The sequence below is a fragment of the Streptomyces sp. NPDC111744 genome (assembly GCF_055634995.1).
Genome location: NZ_JBVKCG010000021.1, coordinates 14253 through 29339, shown reverse-complemented (window position 1 = coordinate 29339; position 15087 = coordinate 14253). Strand labels below are relative to the sequence as shown.

Below are 15087 nucleotides of genomic sequence, written 5' to 3'. Positions count from 1 at the left end.
CAGCCGAGGCGGCGCGTCCAGGTCCCGCAACAGGACCGCCGCCCGCTCCGGGAGCGGTCGCAGCGGCGGGTCCACGGGGTCCTGCAGGGCCCTCAGGAGAGGGTCGGTGGATGTCATCCGGCAAGGGTAGGTCGGCCCCGCGCCGCCCGGTGCCGCTTTCCGCAGGGACTATACGGAGGCGGGCCGGGCCCCTAGTGCGGTGTCGGCCGACGGGAGTTCGGCCAGCGGGAGTTCCAGGATGAACTCCGTGCGGCCCGGAGTGCTCTCCACCTTGATGTGGCCGTCGTGGGCCGTGGTGATCGCCGCGACGACGGCCAGGCCCAGCCCCGAGCCGCCCTCCAGGACACCGGCGCGGGTGCGGGAGGAGTCGGCGCGGGTGAAGCGTTCGAAGACGGCGGGAAGGAGCTCGGGCGGGATGCCCGGCCCGTCGTCGTGGACGCGGATCACGCACGTGGCGGCGGTGGCCTCGACCGTGGCGGTCACCGTCGTACCCGCGGGCGTGTGCATCCGCGCGTTGGCCAGCAGGTTGGCCACCACCTGGTGCAGCCGGGCCTCGTCGCCCAGGACCGACGCCGGGCCGTCCAGGTTGAGTTCCAGCTGCCAGACATGAGCGGCGCCCGCCACCCGCGCGTCCCACACCGCCTCCGCGACCAGCGCGGCCATGTTGACCTCGGCTGACTGCAGCGGCCGTCCCTCGTCGAGACGGGCGAGCAGCAGCAGGTCCTCGACCAGACTGCGCATCCGGGCCGACTCGGCGTTGACCCGGCGCCAGGCCAGGCCCGGTTCGATGGGGTCGGTGCCGCGGTTCATCAACTCGGCGTATCCGGCGATCGAGGCGAGCGGGGTGCGCAGTTCGTGGCTGGCGTCGGCCAGGAAGCGGCGCATGCGCTCCTCGCTGCGGCGCACCTGTTCCTCGCTGCGCCGGCGTTCCGCGAGGGAGGTCTCGACATGGTCGATCATGCGGTTGAGGGCGGCGCCGACCTGGCCGGCCTCGCTGCCGGGGTCGGTGTCCCGTTCCGGTACCCGGGTCAGGCCGGTGACCTGGCCGTGGCCGAGGGGTGCGTGGGAGACCTCGACGGCGGTGGCGGCGACCCGGCCGAGGGGACGCAGCTGTCGTCGTATCACCACCGCGCACAGGCAGCCCGCGACCGTGAGACCCACCGCGGCGACCGCGACCTCGACCTCCACGAGGTCTCCGATCGTGTCCAGGACGTCGTCCATGGGGAGGCCGGTCACGACGCGGACGCCGCTCGCGTCCAGGGCGGCCACCCGGTAGGTGCCGAGGCCGGGAACCGTGCGGGTGTCGGGCGAGCCGTCCGGTGCGAGGCCCTTGAGGGCGTGGGTCTGGGCGGTGGTGAGCGAGCGCGGGGGCGCGTCCTGGGTGATCACGGCCGCGCTGAGGATGTCGCCCTGGGTGTCGATGCGGGCTGCGAGCATGCCGGCCGGCTGGCCGCCCTCGTTGAGGAAGGTCAGGTCGCGGGTCAGCCCGGGATGCAGGGCGGCGCCCCCCGCGTTGCGCTCGACCGCATCGCTCACCCGGTCGTCCAGGTTGCCCATCAGATAGGCACGTTGGACGAAGACGGTGGTCAGGGCCATCACTGCGCAGACGCAGACCAGGACGGCGGTGATGAAGACGAGCAGCCGCGTGCGCAGCGACCGGCTCCGCAGCCGGGCGGTCATCTGCCGTCCTCCACGGGGCGTACGGCATAGCCCATGCCGCGGACGGTGTGGTTCATCGGCGTACGGCCTCGGTCGATCTTGCGGCGGAGGCTGGAGATGCAGACGTCGACCAGGTTGCCGCCGCCGTCGAGGGACGTGCTCCAGACGTGGTCGAGGATCTGTGCCTTGCTCAGCACCTGGCGTGGATGGTCCAGGAGCGGGCTGACGTAGTCGTCGGCCCCCGCCTCCAGCCCGTCGATACGGTGTTCGACGGCATCGTGGGCGGTGAGCATCGGGAGGGGCAGCCTCGGCATCTCGTAGCGCAGTCTGCGCAGTACCTGGAGGCCGTCGAGGTCGGGCAACATCCCGTCGAGCACCACCGCGTGCGGGGTGTTGCCGCGGGCCGGTCGCAGGGCCGGCTGTCCGTCGAGCGCGGGGTAGGGGCGCCGGCCCGCGTCCGCGACGGCGGCGGAGAGCAGTTCGGTGAGAACGGGCTCGTCGTCGACGATCAGGACGCGGACTCGGCCGGTTCGGGACCCTGCGGTGGCAGACATGTATCAAGTCTGTGCCGGTCCGCTGAGGGAATGCTGTGTTCCGGCTGAGCCCTGGCGATGTCCCGCGGCGGTCGCACACAGGTACGGCGAAGGGCCGCGCCCCCGGCTGACCGGGGACGCGGCCCTCACAGGCCCCTGAAGGCTACTTGCGGAGCAGGCTGCGCAGCACGTACTGCATGATGCCGCCGTTGCGGTAGTAGTCGGCCTCACCGGGGGTGTCGATCCGGACGACCGCGTCGAAGTCGACGCCCGTGTCGGTGGTGACCTTGACCGTGCGCGGCGTGGTGCCGTTGTTGAGCTCCTCGACACCGGTGAACGAGAAGGTCTCCTCGCCGGTCAGACCGAGGGACTCGGCGGTGGCGCCCTCCGGGAACTGCAGCGGGAGGACGCCCATGCCGATGAGGTTCGAGCGGTGGATGCGCTCGTACGACTCGGCGATGACGGCCTTCACGCCGAGCAGCGCGGTGCCCTTGGCGGCCCAGTCGCGGGACGAACCGGAGCCGTACTCCTTGCCGGCCAGGACGACCAGCGGGATGCCCTGCTCGATGTAGTTGCGGGAGGCGTCGTAGATGAACGCCACCGGCGCGTCGGCCTGGGTGAAGTCGCGGGTGTAGCCGCCCTCGGTGCCCGGCGCGATCTGGTTGCGCAGGCGGATGTTGGCGAAGGTACCGCGGATCATGACCTCGTGGTTGCCTCGGCGGGAGCCGTAGGAGTTGAAGTCACGACGCTCCACACCGTGCTCGGTGAGGTACTTGCCGGCCGGGGTGTCGGCCTTGATGGCACCGGCGGGCGAGATGTGGTCGGTGGTGACCGAGTCGCCGAGCTTGGCGAGGACGCGGGCGCCGGTGATGTCGGTGACCGGGGACGGCTCGTGGGCCATGCCCTCGAAGTAGGGGGGCTTGCGGACGTACGTCGACTCCGCGTCCCACTCGAAGGTGTCGCCGGTCGGGATCGGCAGCGACTGCCACTGGGCGTCGCCGGCGAAGACGTCGGCGTAGGACTTGTTGAACATGTCCTCGCCGATCGCGTTCGCGACGACCTCGTTGACCTCGGCCTCGGTCGGCCAGATGTCCTTGAGGTAGACAGGCTTGCCCTCGGTGTCGGTGCCGAGCGCGTCGCGGGTGATGTCCACCTTCATGGAACCGGCGAGGGCGTAGGCGACGACCAGCGGCGGGGAGGCCAGGTAGTTCATCTTGACGTCGGGGTTGATACGGCCCTCGAAGTTCCGGTTGCCGGAGAGGACCGAGGTGACCGCGAGGTCGTGGTCGTTGACGGCCTTGGAGACCTCCTCCGGCAGCGGGCCGGAGTTGCCGATGCAGGTGGTGCAGCCGTAACCGACCAGGTTGAAGCCGACCTTGTCGAGGTAGGGGGTCAGGCCCGCCTTCTCGAAGTAGTCGGTGACGACCTTGGAACCCGGGGCGAGGGTGGTCTTGACCCAGGGCTTGCGGGTCAGGCCCTTCTCGACCGCCTTCTTGGCCACCAGCGCGGCGGCGACCATGACGTACGGGTTGGAGGTGTTGGTGCAGGAGGTGATGGCCGCGACGGTGACCGCGCCGTGGTCGATCGTGTAGGTCGTGCCGTCGGGGGCGGTGACCTGGACCGGGTTGGACGGGGCGCCGTTGGGGCGGAGGGCCGGGGCGTCCGAGGCCGGGAAGGACTCGACACCGGCCTCGTCCACGACGTCCACGTAATTGCGGACGTCCTGCTTGAACTGCTCGGCGGCGTTGGCGAGGACGATACGGTCCTGCGGGCGCTTCGGGCCGGCGATCGACGGGACGACCGTCGACAGGTCCAGCTCCAGCTTCTCGGAGAAGTCGGGCTCGGCCTTCGGGTCCAGCCAGAGGCTTTGCTCCTTGGCGTACGCCTCGACGAGCGCGACCTGCTGGTCGGAGCGGCCGGTCAGGCGCAGGTAGCTGAGGGTCTCGTCGTCGATCGGGAAGATCGCGGCGGTGGAGCCGAACTCCGGCGACATGTTGCCGATGGTGGCGCGGTTGGCGAGCGAGGTGGCGGCGACGCCCTCGCCGTAGAACTCCACGAACTTGCCGACCACACCGTGCTTGCGGAGCATCTCGGTGATGGTGAGCACCAGGTCGGTGGCGGTGGTGCCGGGCTTGAGCTCACCGGTCAGCTTGAAGCCGACGACACGCGGGATGAGCATGGACACGGGCTGGCCGAGCATGGCGGCCTCGGCCTCGATGCCGCCGACGCCCCAGCCCAGCACACCGAGGCCGTTGACCATGGTGGTGTGCGAGTCGGTGCCGACCAGGGTGTCGGGGTACGCCTGCCCGTTGCGGACCATGACGGTACGCGCGAGGTGCTCGATGTTGACCTGGTGGACGATGCCGGTGCCCGGCGGGACGACCTTGAACTCGTCGAAGGCGGTCTGGCCCCAGCGCAGGAACTGGTAGCGCTCGCGGTTGCGGCCGTACTCCAGCTCGACGTTCTGCCTGAAGGCGTCGTTCGTGCCGAACTTGTCGGCGATGACGGAGTGGTCGATGACCAGCTCGGCCGGGGCCAGCGGGTTGATCTTCGCCGGGTCGCCGCCGAGCTCCTTGACGGCCTCACGCATGGTGGCGAGGTCCACGACACACGGAACGCCGGTGAAGTCCTGCATGATCACGCGCGCAGGCGTGAACTGGATCTCCTGGCTGGGCTGGGCCTGCGAGTCCCAGGTGCCGAGGGCACGGATGTGGTCGGCGGTGATGTTCGCGCCGTCCTCGGTGCGGAGCAGGTTCTCCAGCAGCACCTTCAGGCTGTACGGAAGGCGAGCCGAGCCTTCCACCTTGTCCAGCCGGAAGATCTCGTACGACTCGTCGCCCACCTGCAGCGTGCTGCGGGCGTCGAAGCTGTTCGCCGACACGACAGTCTCCTTCATTGATGTGCGCGTACCACCGTCAATCGTGCCGCCACGCCGACTTGGCCGATCCAGTAAGGTCAGGCTAAGTTAGGCACGCCTTACTAGAGGGGGCGGCTACGGTGCGTCTGGGCAGATATCTCGATGTCGAGATAACTCTAGTACACCGGCGCGGAATGGTCATGCCCGGGCCCGCCCCCCCTGTCCCCGTGGCGTGTCCGGAGCCAGGCCCCGGGGGCTGGTCACCACATCCCGAGCGGGCGCATGGGAGCGGATCTCCACGTTCCGATCGCGCGCTCGTGAGTGAATCCGGGTTTCGCGCCCATCAGTTGGCGGAGCGGGGGTAGCCGACGGAGGAAGCGAAAGGAGACGCAGTCATGCCGCTCACCTTCCGGAAGAGCTTTCGGATCCTGCCCGGAGTGCGCCTCAACATCAATCGGCACTCCTGGTCCATCACCACCGGGGGCAGGCACGGGCCCCGCCACACGCACAGCAGCACGGGACGCGCGACGACGTCGATGGATCTGCCCGGACCCTTCGGGTGGCGGCACAGGTCCCGGGAACGTCGGCGATGACGTCCGCGGGCGGACCGGAGACGTGAGCGGTCCGGCCCGCGGCGCCATCCGGCCGGCCTCCGCCGGGGAGCAGTCGGCGGCGGAGGCGAGGGTTGCCACCGGGTCCTGTGCGGTGCGGGGTTCGCTCAGCGCCCCCAGGAGGGTGCGGGCCGCCTTGTTCACATGGGGGGCGGTGAAGGTCGTGTCGTCGATCACCTGGGCGCCGCCGTCCGGCTCCGGACGGCGGCGCGGGGAACCCACAAGGCGGATCGTCGGCGTGTCGGAAATCGTGTCAGAGCGTGTCAAGTCGGGCTCCGGGGAGATGGGGTCGAAGTGCCTGCCGGTCAGGCCGTTGCCCACCCCAGACGGACGCCCGCCACACCCGCGTCGAGCAGGCAGTTCAGGCACCGGTCCACCCGGTCGGCGGACAGCACGCCGGTGCCGATGGCGACCTCGGTGACCGCGCCTCGCCACTCCGGAGCGCCCGTGGCGCGGATGCCGTCGGCGAAGGGGCCGGACCCGTCGGCGAACCGGTTACCCTCGACCCGCAGCTGGAGCGGCCCGGATTTCCGAATCTTCTCCGCGATTTCGGCGGCGGCCCTGAATCGATCAGCGCGGGCACCATTCAGTTCTCGGTGTTTAACGACGGGAACGGGATCTGTCCGCGATGTTCCGGAAACCGTGCGGGCGGGTGTCGGGACGGCCGGACAGATCGGCCGGTCCGGGAGAAGTTCGGGGCGGGTAAGGCTGGAGGGCTGGAGTTGTTCCGGAAGGCGGATGGTGTGATCAGTTCCGGGGCCGGTCATGCGTGCTTCTTCGCGGGCCGGGAGAAGTGGGAGATGATCCGGTGATTCGCCGCGACGCGGCCAGTGATGTCGATCTCGGAAAACCCCTCCGAGCCGTATCCGGCCACCTGCGGATCGGCGGAGAAGGAGGCCACCGGAATCCACGGCACGCTGGTCCCGGAAAGGATGTCACGCAGGGCCCGGCGGGAGGGCACCCGGCACTAGTCCAGCGGTACCGCGACCGCCCACCAGGCCGGGGGCGTCGGTCATGATTCCGGCTTTCTGGCCTGCGAACACCACGCCCAAGTTGGCCAGCAGCCCGTCACGCATCGGGCGTCGGCGCGGCCAGGCAGGGGCAGGTCGGGGTGTCACCCAGACAACTCTTGAGGACCGGCGGCGTCCGCCGCCGAACGCCCCCGCCCGTATCCGCGCCGGGCTCCGGTTCTCCGTCCGGCAACTTCAGGGCGCGGCCGTATATGTCACCGTCACCGGTCACGCCTTCCGCCGCCCAAATCCTTCGAGACATTTGGGATACCCACTGCGTGGGGAGAGAGTGCGGGAATTCCCGTGGCCGCCGTCGGCACGCATTTCGAGGAGGAAACCGGCGGCGGACAGCACAACCAACCGCGAATCAGATTCCGTTGTAGATGATCGCGAGGAACGGCTCGCCACCCGAGGAATTTCTCGTACCTCCGACTTGAGCCTGGTGACATGTGCCTGTTGTGCGAACCGGGCACCACACCAGCGTACGGAGGAACGGCCTTCGGACAACGGCCGCCGGAATGCACGACCAAAGACTGGAAGCCACCTTGGCGTTCTCTCGCCGCGCCCTTGTGTGCGTCGGGACAACGGTCGACGGGCCGAACAGCCGGGCTTGCTGACAGGGCATCACCCGAACGGACCGCCCAACAGGCTCCATCTCATATCTGAGATAACCTCAACCTCATGGCAGACGACTACCTCGTACGCATCGGCAGGCTCATCCGTGACGCCCGGCAACACCGCGGCTGGACACAGACACAGCTCGCGGAGGCGCTCGGCACCAGTCAGAGCGCTGTCAACCGCATCGAGCGCGGCAACCAAAACATCAGCCTTGAGATGATCGCTCGAATCGGTGAAGCCCTGGACAGTGAGATCGTCTCACTGGGCTACGCGGGCCCGATGCATCTGCGGGTGGTGGGCGGCCGCCGGCTGTCCGGCGCGATCGACGTGAAGACCAGCAAGAACGCGTGCGTGGCCCTGCTGTGCGCCTCGCTGCTCAACAAGGGGCGCACGGTGCTGCGCCGGGTGGCCCGGATCGAGGAGGTGTACCGCCTCCTGGAGGTGCTCAACTCCATCGGCGTGCGCACCCGCTGGATCAACGAGGGCGTCGACCTGGAGCTGGTGCCGCCGGCCGACCTCGACATGGCGTCGATCGACGCCGAGGCCGCCGTACGCACCCGCTCGATCATCATGTTCTTCGGCCCGCTGCTGCACCGCATGGACCACTTCAAGCTGCCGTACGCCGGCGGCTGCGACCTCGGTACGCGGACCATCGAGCCGCACATGATCGCGCTGCGCCGGTTCGGGCTGGACATCGCGGCGACCGAGGGGCATTACCACGCGCAGGTCGACCACTCGATCCGGCCGGACCGTCCGATCGTGCTGACCGAACGCGGGGACACGGTCACCGAGAACGCGCTGCTGGCCGCCGCCCGCCACGACGGCGTCACCGTCATCCGCAACGCGTCCTCCAACTACATGGTGCAGGACCTCTGCTTCTTCCTGGAGGCGCTCGGCGTCAAGGTCGAGGGCATCGGCACCACGACCCTGACCGTGCACGGCGTCCCGAACATCGACGTGGACGTGGACTACTCCCCCTCCGAGGACCCGGTCGAGGCGATGAGCCTGCTGGCCGCTGCGGTGGTGACGGAGTCGGAGCTGACCGTGCGCCGGGTGCCGATCGAGTTCCTCGAAATCGAACTCGCCGTCCTGGAGGAGATGGGCCTCGACCACGACCGCACGGAGGAGTACGTCGCCGACAACGGCCGTACCCGCCTGGTAGACCTGACGGTCCGCCCCTCCAAGCTGGAGGCGCCGATCGACAAGATCCACCCGATGCCGTTCCCGGGCCTGAACATCGACAACGTCCCGTTCTTCGCGGCCATCGCGGCGGTCGCACAGGGCAAGACCCTGATCCACGACTGGGTCTACGACAACCGCGCGATCTATCTGACCGACCTGAACCGCCTCGGCGGCCGCCTCCAGCTCCTGGACCCGCACCGGGTTCTGGTGGAGGGCCCGACCCGCTGGCGCGCGGCCGAGATGATGTGCCCGCCGGCGCTGCGCCCCGCCGTGGTGGTCCTGCTGGCCATGATGGCGGCCGAGGGCACGTCGGTCCTGCGCAACGTGTATGTCATCAACCGCGGTTACGAGGACCTCGCGGAGCGCCTCAACACGATCGGGGCGCAGATCGAGATCTTCCGGGACATCTGACTTGCGGATGCCGCCGCATCTTGTCCGACCTGTATCAACGCGAGCCTGGACAGGGCGCGGCGGCGCCGCTGGGACGACCCGTCACCAGGGGGTTGTACGTCCTGGGCCGCCGGTGTTCGGACTCGCGCCCGGCGTCTCCGCCGGGCGCGAGTCGTCCCACGGCACTGGGGCGCCGGGGCCGTCGGTGCGGGGTGAACCGGCTGCGGAGGCGGGGCTCTCGGTCCGGGTGAGCCGTCGGGCTCGCGCTGGGATCAAGGCGGACAGAGCGAGCGCTGAGGACGCCGATACGACGCCGGCGAGGACGAGGCTGGATCGGACGCCGAAGGCGTCCGACATCAGGCCGACCAGCGGGGCGCCGAGTGGGGTGCCGCCGAGGAGGACGAGGAAGTAGACGGAGAGGACGCGGCCTCGTAGGCGTGGGTCGGCATGCAGCTGGGTCGCCGCGTTGGCGGTGGTGGTGACGGTCACCGCGGCGAAGCCGGTGGGGATCAGCAAGGCGATGAACGTGCCGTAGCCCGGCATCAGGCCCAGTGTGGCTTCCAGCGCCCCGAAGACGACCGTGGTGGTGATCAGCCGTTGTGCGGTGGGGGGCTTCCCGCGGCTCGCCCCGTAGATCGCGCCGATGAGGCTGCCCACGGCGTAGGCGGCGGAGAGGTAGCCGAAGGCGGCGGCGCCGGAGTGGAAGACCGTGACGGCCACGAGCGAGATGGTGACCTGGAAGTTGAGGCCGAAGGTGCCGACGAAGGCGATGACGCAGATCGGCAGGAGCAGGTCTGGGCTGGCTGCGATGGCCTGGAAGGCGTCACGCAGCCGGATGCGGCCGGGTGGGGAGTGGCCGGGGGCGCGCGGCTCGACCGTACGGATGGTGATCAGGCCGTAGAGGACGGCCAGGTACGAGACGGCGTTCGCGAGGAACACGGGGCCCGTGCCGAAGGCCGCGACGGTCAGGCCCGCCAGGGCGGGACCGAGGATACGGGCCACGTTGAACTGGGCGGAGTTCAGGCTCACCGCGGTGGCCACGCGCTCGCGGGCGACCAGTTCCGAGATGTAGGCGTTGCGGGCGGGACTGTCCACGGCGGTTGCGGTGCCGAGCGCGAAGGCCAGCGCGTACACGGACAGCAGGTTCACCGCTCCGACGACGGTCAGCAGTCCGAGCAGGAGCGACTGTGCCGCCATGGCGGTCTGCGTGAGCAGCAGAAGCCGCCGCTTGGGGTATCGGTCGGCGAGGACGCCTCCGGTCAGTCCGAACAGTGTCTGGGGCAGGAACTGCAGTGCGGTCACGATGCCGACCGCGGTGCCGCTGTCACCGGTGATGTGGAGGACGAGCAGGTCCTGGGCGGCGCGCTGCATCCAGGTGCCGACGTTGGAGGTCAGCTGTCCGAGCAGGTAGCGGCGGAAGTGCCGTGCGGTGAGTGTGGCGAGCACCGAGCTCATGACATCTGGTGGGCGTACGTGCCCAGGGCGGGCACCTCCGCATCGTCGAGGTGATGGAAGGCCGGGTGGGGGTGCATGAGGAAGGCGTGGTGAGAGATGTTCCAGGCGTAGGCGCCGGCCATGGCGAAGGCGACGCGGTCACCGACGCGCAGTCGCTCCACCATGACGCCGCGTGCCAGGACGTCCTTGGGCGTGCACAGCTGTCCGACCAGCGTCACCGGTTCGTCACGGGCTTCCGGGCGGTCCCAGGGCCGCCGCCAGTCGTCGTCGGGGATCACCTCGAAGGGCTGGTCGTGCTGTTTCGCCGCCGGTGTGCGCAGATGGTGGGTGCCGCCGCGCAGCACGGCGAACGCCTGCCCGCGGCTGAACTTGATGTCCAGGACCTGGGTGACGTACCAGCCGCAGTAGGCGGTGACCGATCGGCCGGGTTCGATGCGCAGCGTGAGGCGGGGATGGCGGGCCAGGACGGGGCGCAGTCCGGCGCCGAAGACGGACCAGTCGAACACCTCGTGCGGACGGGCGTAGTCGACGCCCATTCCCCCTCCGACGTTGACCTCGGCCAGGTCGACTCCGTGCTCGCGAGCCCAGGCTTCGGCCCAGTTCAGGACCTTGTCGACAAGAGCCAGTTGGGCCGGGGCCTGGAGTCCGCTGGCCAGATGGAGGTGGAGGCCGCGCAGCCGGATGCGCGGGTCGGTCGCGATCAGCTCCAGGCAACGGTCCAGCTGCGCGGGATCCATACCGAAGGGGCTGGGGTGGCCGCCCATGGCCAGTGCGACCTGGCCGAGGTCGACGGGCAGGTTGACGCGCAGCAGGACGTTGACGAGCCCGTCGCCCAGCACCGTGCCGACCAGACGTAGTTCCTGTTCGCTCTCGACGTGCAGGCGCTCCACTCCGGCGTGCAGCGCACAGGTCAGCTCCGTCTCCGTCTTGCCGGGGCCGCCGAAGGAGATCGGCGCATCGGGAGCGAGCCCGCGGACGTGGCTCAGCTCACCGCCGGAAGCCACCTCGAACCCGTCGACGTATCCGGCCAGTGTCCGCAGGATCCGGGGATCGGAGTTGGCCTTGGCCGCGTACAGCAGCTCGACACGTTCCGGCAGCGCGGCCCGGATCACCTGAACGTGCTCGCGCAGGCCCGGCAGGTCGTAGACATAGGCGGGCAGGTCGTCTTCGGTCATCCCGCCGAGCAGGGCGGACACCGCGGGCCTCACCGGATCACCTCATGGGGGAAGTCCGCGCCGAGCGGGCTGGGCAGGGGGACGTAGGTGGCGTGCCGATCGGCCTTGCGGGCCCAGCGCAGCAGGAGGTTGGCCTTGGCGGGCAGCGGTACGCCGGACAGGAGGGCGCGCAGGCGTGGCGGTTCGGCGGCGGTGCGGGCGTAGGCGTCGAGGTGGTCGCGTACCAGGCCCCAGAGCGCGGGTTCCAGCGTCGGGTCGAGGTCGGCCAGTGTGCCGAGCAGCTCCGCGGTGTGGTTGACCAGGAGGCAGTAGGCGACCCGGTTCCAGCCGCGTTCGGCGTCGTAGGTGAGGGGACCCCGGACGTCCTCCGGCAGGTCGGCGAGGGTGCGCTGGTGATGGCCGGGCAGGAGCTTGGTGCCCTCCAGGTCGCGGAAGATCATCTGCGCCGGGGTGCCGTCTGCGTGCACGCCCACGACGACGTTCTGCAGGTGGGGTTCCAGGACGACGCCGTGTTCGAAGTAGGCGGCCAGCACCGGTGGGAGCAGCAGCCGTAGATAGGCGTCCCACCAGGCGAGGATGTCTCCGTCACCGCGCGCGAGCAGGTGGGAGACATGGGCCGGACCGGTGGGGTACTCGTCCGCCACCGCGGCGGCGAGCAGGGGTGTCACCCCGGGGCGCAGGTGGGGGCGCAGGCCGGAGCGGACGATGACGCCGAGACCTTCCAGAAGGTCGAGGTCACCGTCGGTGGCGAGGGTGCGGTAACCGGGCTCGGCCAGGAGCGCGCATCCCGGGAAGCGGCCGGACAGGTCGGCGAAGACGGGCTGGAGCAGCCGGTTGAGGGCGACGGCGCCGGCCAGTTCGTCACGTGTGTGCCTGCGGACACAGTTGGTGAGGCGGACGTTCAGGCTGAACTTGAGGAAGGTGTCGGTGTCCGGGTGGTAGAGGGTGCGCACCGATGCGGTCGGCATCAGCTCCGGTCCGCTCACGCCGGTGTCGACGACATCGCCGGCGGCGACCGCCTCGCGCAACCGGGCGTGGCCCTGGAGTAGCCGGTACTGCCAGGGGTGCACCGGCAGTACCGCGTATTCCGGGTCGGCCGTCGGGTGCAGCGCGTCCATCTCGTGGAGCTCGCCCTCCTCACGCACGAGGCCGTGGCGCACTGCCAGGTAGCGCAGACGGAACCGTGCGCCGGTCTCCGGGCCGTACGCCAGCCAGTCCACCGGGTCGCCGGTACGGGCCTTCGGGGTGGGGTGGAAGCGATGGCCGAACACCAGGGACTGTTCCGACGCCAGGTACGGGTCCGTGTGCGGAGTGGCTCCCGCCCGCTCTTCCAGTACGGTGCGGATCGTCTCGCGGCTGTCGGCGACCTGGGTCACGAACTCCTCGTTGGCGACACCCGTGCGCAGCTCCAGTTCGTCCTGGATGTAACCGGCAAGGTCCCTCCACCCGACGGTCACCCAGGCTTCGTTGTCGAGCCGCTGTACCGGGCCCTGGAAGCGGTGCGCTCCGATCAGCGAGGCCCGGCGCAGTTGGGAACGGAGCAGAAGGCCCCGGCGGGGCAGGAGCAGCAGGAGGTGGCCGTTGTCGACGGTCACCTGGTGCTCGGGGGCGGACACCTCGCGGATCAGGCAGTTGAGCAGGGTGTGGGCGGTGACGGCGTCGGCCGTCCGCATCGGTTCGCCTGCCGATGCGGTGACGGTGGTGGCGGCGAACCTGGTGTGGGGGGCGGTGCCGGTGGTCATGGGGTCGCTCCAGGACGATCGGTGTCGGATGTCAGCGGTACAGGGCCAGCGGATTGGGCATGTACGTCCACTGCGCCTTGCCCGGGTTCTCGGAGAGGCGCATGGCGACGGTCGCCTTCAGCGGCATCGTGTCGCCGAAGAACGCCGTGGCGTCCTCGTGGTCCGGCAGATCGGCGTACACCTGGCGGCCGACCTCGGCCACCGCACGCCACAGCTGTCGGGGATCGGCCTCCCGCGTCCGCGTGAGGACGTCGACCAGCTCGCTGAAGACTCCGCTGATCAGGCCGCCGAACAGTTTGGTGTGCAGCTCGCCCACGTCGTCGCCCGCGCGGGTGCCGAGCAGCGGTGGCAGCTCGAAGCCGCACCGGGCCAGGCGCCGTGGGCTGACTCGTACGCCGTCCAGATCCCGGTACAGCACCCGCACCGGCCGCCCGTTCCGCAGCACGACCAGGGTGTTCTGGCCGTGGGCCTCCAGTGCCACGCCCATGGAGAGCAAGGTCAGTGCGGGCGGCAGGACGAGCCCGGCGAAGTCCGCGAGCCAGCGCACCGGATTTCCCGAGATCACGGTGGCTCCTGTCGCATGGACGGCGGTGAGCGGAACCGCGATCTCCCCGGGGTCGAGGTAGCGCTCGGTCGATTCCCGGATCATCGCCGCCAGGCTCGCCGAGGGCTGTCCGTCCGCCCGCACCGCTCCGCCGCCCAACTCATGCAGGATGCGGAGGCTGCCCCCGTACCCGGCCTTGTCCAGGAGAGCCGAGACCAGATCGGACAGTGGGGGCCCGTCGGCGACCTCGGCCGGGGAAATGGTGCGCCGGTAGTTGGTGACCTGCACGTCGAGCGCCGTCTTGATGTGGCACCCCGGCAGGACGCCCAGCGGTACGAGGGTCCGCAACGACAGCAACGGCCGTGCCGGGATCGTCTCCTCCGCGACGGCCAGGTCTGGATGGTGCGCGAGCACATGGTCGTGCTGCCAGGGATGCAGCGGCATCAGGATCGTGTCGCCGTCGCGCAGTTGCGGCGGCCAGGCGCCGGCCCCCTGCCAGCGGTCGGCCGGGACCCGGAGCAGCGCCAGCGGGACGACTGGGCGGTGCTCGGGAGCATAGGCGAGCACATCGGCGATCGACATACCGGTACGCGTCCGGCTGCAGGGATGCTGCGGGTGGCCGTCGACAACCGCCTGCTCGGCGTCCGTCGAGTCGCTCGGCGGGGCCGTCCGGTCTGTGTTCGCGGCCCTGGCCAGCGCCAGGTTGACCACGCTGTTGTCGAGCTCGGTCGCCAGTCGTTCCGCCGCGGGGGTGTGCAGGCCGAGCTGCGCCAGGAGCTCCGCCGGCCCCCTGATCGGTCCCTCGGAACCGGACACGGTGAAGCCCGCCGGCACCTCGGCGAACGGCAGCGCACACCGCTGATCCGCCGACAGTGAGCCACCCCCTTGCAGGTCGACCACGAGACTGTCGGACTCCCGGTGATGTCCGACCACACCGGGCACGGGTTCTCGTGCGAGGGCGCCCCACAGGCGGCCCAGCACGGTTGCCCGCGCTCCCGGGAGCGCGGCCGTGAACGGCTCCACCAGGTCCGGTCGGATGCGGCGCAGTTCATCAATGGGCATGAGGTGTCCCAGGGGCTCGGAGGCGCTTGTCACGCGGTGTCCAGTGGCACCGGACGTGCAACCGACGCTAGGCGACGACGATCAAGGGGATTGCCAGAGCAAATACAGCGGGGATCCCGGAATCGTTCGAGGAGGTGCTGTGCTTTTCCCGCCTCCGGCCGATTCCGCGGCGATACTTCAACCGATGAGGTCTGACGCTGGATCAGTTTTCGACTCCGGTGGGACGGCCGAACCCGGCCGTGGCCCGCA

At 69.9% G+C, this 15087-nt stretch carries 11 protein-coding genes; 2 read left to right on the top strand and 9 right to left on the bottom strand.

The features are described from left to right. Positions 1-168 precede the first annotated feature (168 nt). The 3 genes from ACZ7OO_RS34075 to acnA all read right to left on the bottom strand — a co-directional run bounded on the left by ACZ7OO_RS34075 (position 169) and on the right by acnA (position 5073). Complete coding sequence (locus tag ACZ7OO_RS34075) at positions 169-1680, bottom strand: HAMP domain-containing sensor histidine kinase (RefSeq protein ID WP_471510830.1); 1512 nt, start codon at positions 1678-1680, stop codon at positions 169-171. After that, positions 1677-2213 (bottom strand): response regulator transcription factor, encoded by a 537-nt coding sequence (locus tag ACZ7OO_RS34070; protein WP_471510828.1) that lies wholly within the window; start codon positions 2211-2213, stop codon positions 1677-1679. The genes ACZ7OO_RS34075 and ACZ7OO_RS34070 overlap by 4 nt, the downstream gene beginning before the upstream one ends. A gap of 142 nt (positions 2214-2355) precedes the next feature. Further along, on the bottom strand, positions 2356-5073 hold the full coding sequence (gene acnA / locus ACZ7OO_RS34065) for an aconitate hydratase AcnA (protein WP_471510826.1): 2718 nt from the start codon (positions 5071-5073) through the stop codon (positions 2356-2358). Between the two features lie 371 nt (positions 5074-5444). Here acnA and ACZ7OO_RS34060 point away from each other — a divergent pair, with 371 nt between their 5' ends. Next, positions 5445-5642, top strand: a complete 198-nt coding sequence (locus ACZ7OO_RS34060) for a DUF4236 domain-containing protein (protein WP_471510824.1) — start codon at positions 5445-5447, stop codon at positions 5640-5642. A gap of 323 nt (positions 5643-5965) precedes the next feature. Here ACZ7OO_RS34060 and ACZ7OO_RS34055 read toward each other — a convergent pair whose 3' ends face one another. After that, positions 5966-6427 (bottom strand): hypothetical protein, encoded by a 462-nt coding sequence (locus ACZ7OO_RS34055; protein ID WP_471510822.1) that lies wholly within the window; start codon positions 6425-6427, stop codon positions 5966-5968. Beyond that, a complete protein-coding gene (locus ACZ7OO_RS34050; RefSeq protein ID WP_471510820.1) occupies positions 6424-6576 on the bottom strand; it encodes a hypothetical protein in 153 nt (50 codons plus the stop codon). Before ACZ7OO_RS34050 ends, ACZ7OO_RS34055 begins: the two co-directional genes overlap by 4 nt. A gap of 775 nt (positions 6577-7351) precedes the next feature. Between ACZ7OO_RS34050 and ACZ7OO_RS34045 the strand changes: the two genes are divergently transcribed. Then, entirely contained in the window at positions 7352-8881 is a 1530-nt protein-coding gene (locus ACZ7OO_RS34045; protein ID WP_471510818.1) for a helix-turn-helix domain-containing protein, read from the top strand. An 81-nt stretch (positions 8882-8962) separates the two neighbouring features. Here the strand turns inward: ACZ7OO_RS34045 and ACZ7OO_RS34040 are convergent, their stop codons facing one another. Genes ACZ7OO_RS34040 through ACZ7OO_RS34025 form a run of 4 tightly spaced genes read right to left on the bottom strand, consistent with a single transcriptional unit; the run spans position 8963 to position 14838 of the window. Beyond that, on the bottom strand, positions 8963-10315 hold the full coding sequence (locus ACZ7OO_RS34040; RefSeq protein ID WP_471510816.1) for an MFS transporter: 1353 nt from the start codon (positions 10313-10315) through the stop codon (positions 8963-8965). After that, positions 10312-11490 carry a type III PLP-dependent enzyme gene (locus tag ACZ7OO_RS34035; protein ID WP_471511016.1) on the bottom strand — a complete coding sequence of 393 codons (1179 nt, stop codon included), beginning with the start codon at positions 11488-11490 and terminating at the stop codon, positions 10312-10314. The genes ACZ7OO_RS34040 and ACZ7OO_RS34035 overlap by 4 nt, the downstream gene beginning before the upstream one ends. A gap of 29 nt (positions 11491-11519) precedes the next feature. Next, positions 11520-13232, bottom strand: a complete 1713-nt coding sequence (locus ACZ7OO_RS34030; protein ID WP_471510814.1) for an IucA/IucC family protein — start codon at positions 13230-13232, stop codon at positions 11520-11522. A 31-nt stretch (positions 13233-13263) separates the two neighbouring features. Then, complete coding sequence (locus tag ACZ7OO_RS34025) at positions 13264-14838, bottom strand: IucA/IucC family protein (protein WP_471510812.1); 1575 nt, start codon at positions 14836-14838, stop codon at positions 13264-13266. Positions 14839-15087 lie beyond the last annotated feature (249 nt).

Bases quoted from the DNA above. Each gene is read 5' to 3' on its own strand.
- ACZ7OO_RS34060 (WP_471510824.1), top strand. From the start codon at position 5,445: ATGCCGCTCACCTTCCGGAAGAGCTTTCGGATCCTGCCCGGAGTGCGC.
- ACZ7OO_RS34025 (WP_471510812.1), bottom strand. From the start codon at position 14,838: ATGCCCATTGATGAACTGCGCCGCATCCGACCGGACCTGGTGGAGCCG.
- ACZ7OO_RS34030 (WP_471510814.1), bottom strand. From the start codon at position 13,232: ATGACCACCGGCACCGCCCCCCACACCAGGTTCGCCGCCACCACCGTC.
- ACZ7OO_RS34040 (WP_471510816.1), bottom strand. From the start codon at position 10,315: ATGAGCTCGGTGCTCGCCACACTCACCGCACGGCACTTCCGCCGCTAC.
- ACZ7OO_RS34045 (WP_471510818.1), top strand. From the start codon at position 7,352: ATGGCAGACGACTACCTCGTACGCATCGGCAGGCTCATCCGTGACGCC.
- ACZ7OO_RS34035 (WP_471511016.1), bottom strand. From the start codon at position 11,490: ATGACCGAAGACGACCTGCCCGCCTATGTCTACGACCTGCCGGGCCTG.
- ACZ7OO_RS34070 (WP_471510828.1), bottom strand. From the start codon at position 2,213: ATGTCTGCCACCGCAGGGTCCCGAACCGGCCGAGTCCGCGTCCTGATC.
- ACZ7OO_RS34055 (WP_471510822.1), bottom strand. From the start codon at position 6,427: ATGACCGGCCCCGGAACTGATCACACCATCCGCCTTCCGGAACAACTC.
- ACZ7OO_RS34075 (WP_471510830.1), bottom strand. From the start codon at position 1,680: ATGACCGCCCGGCTGCGGAGCCGGTCGCTGCGCACGCGGCTGCTCGTC.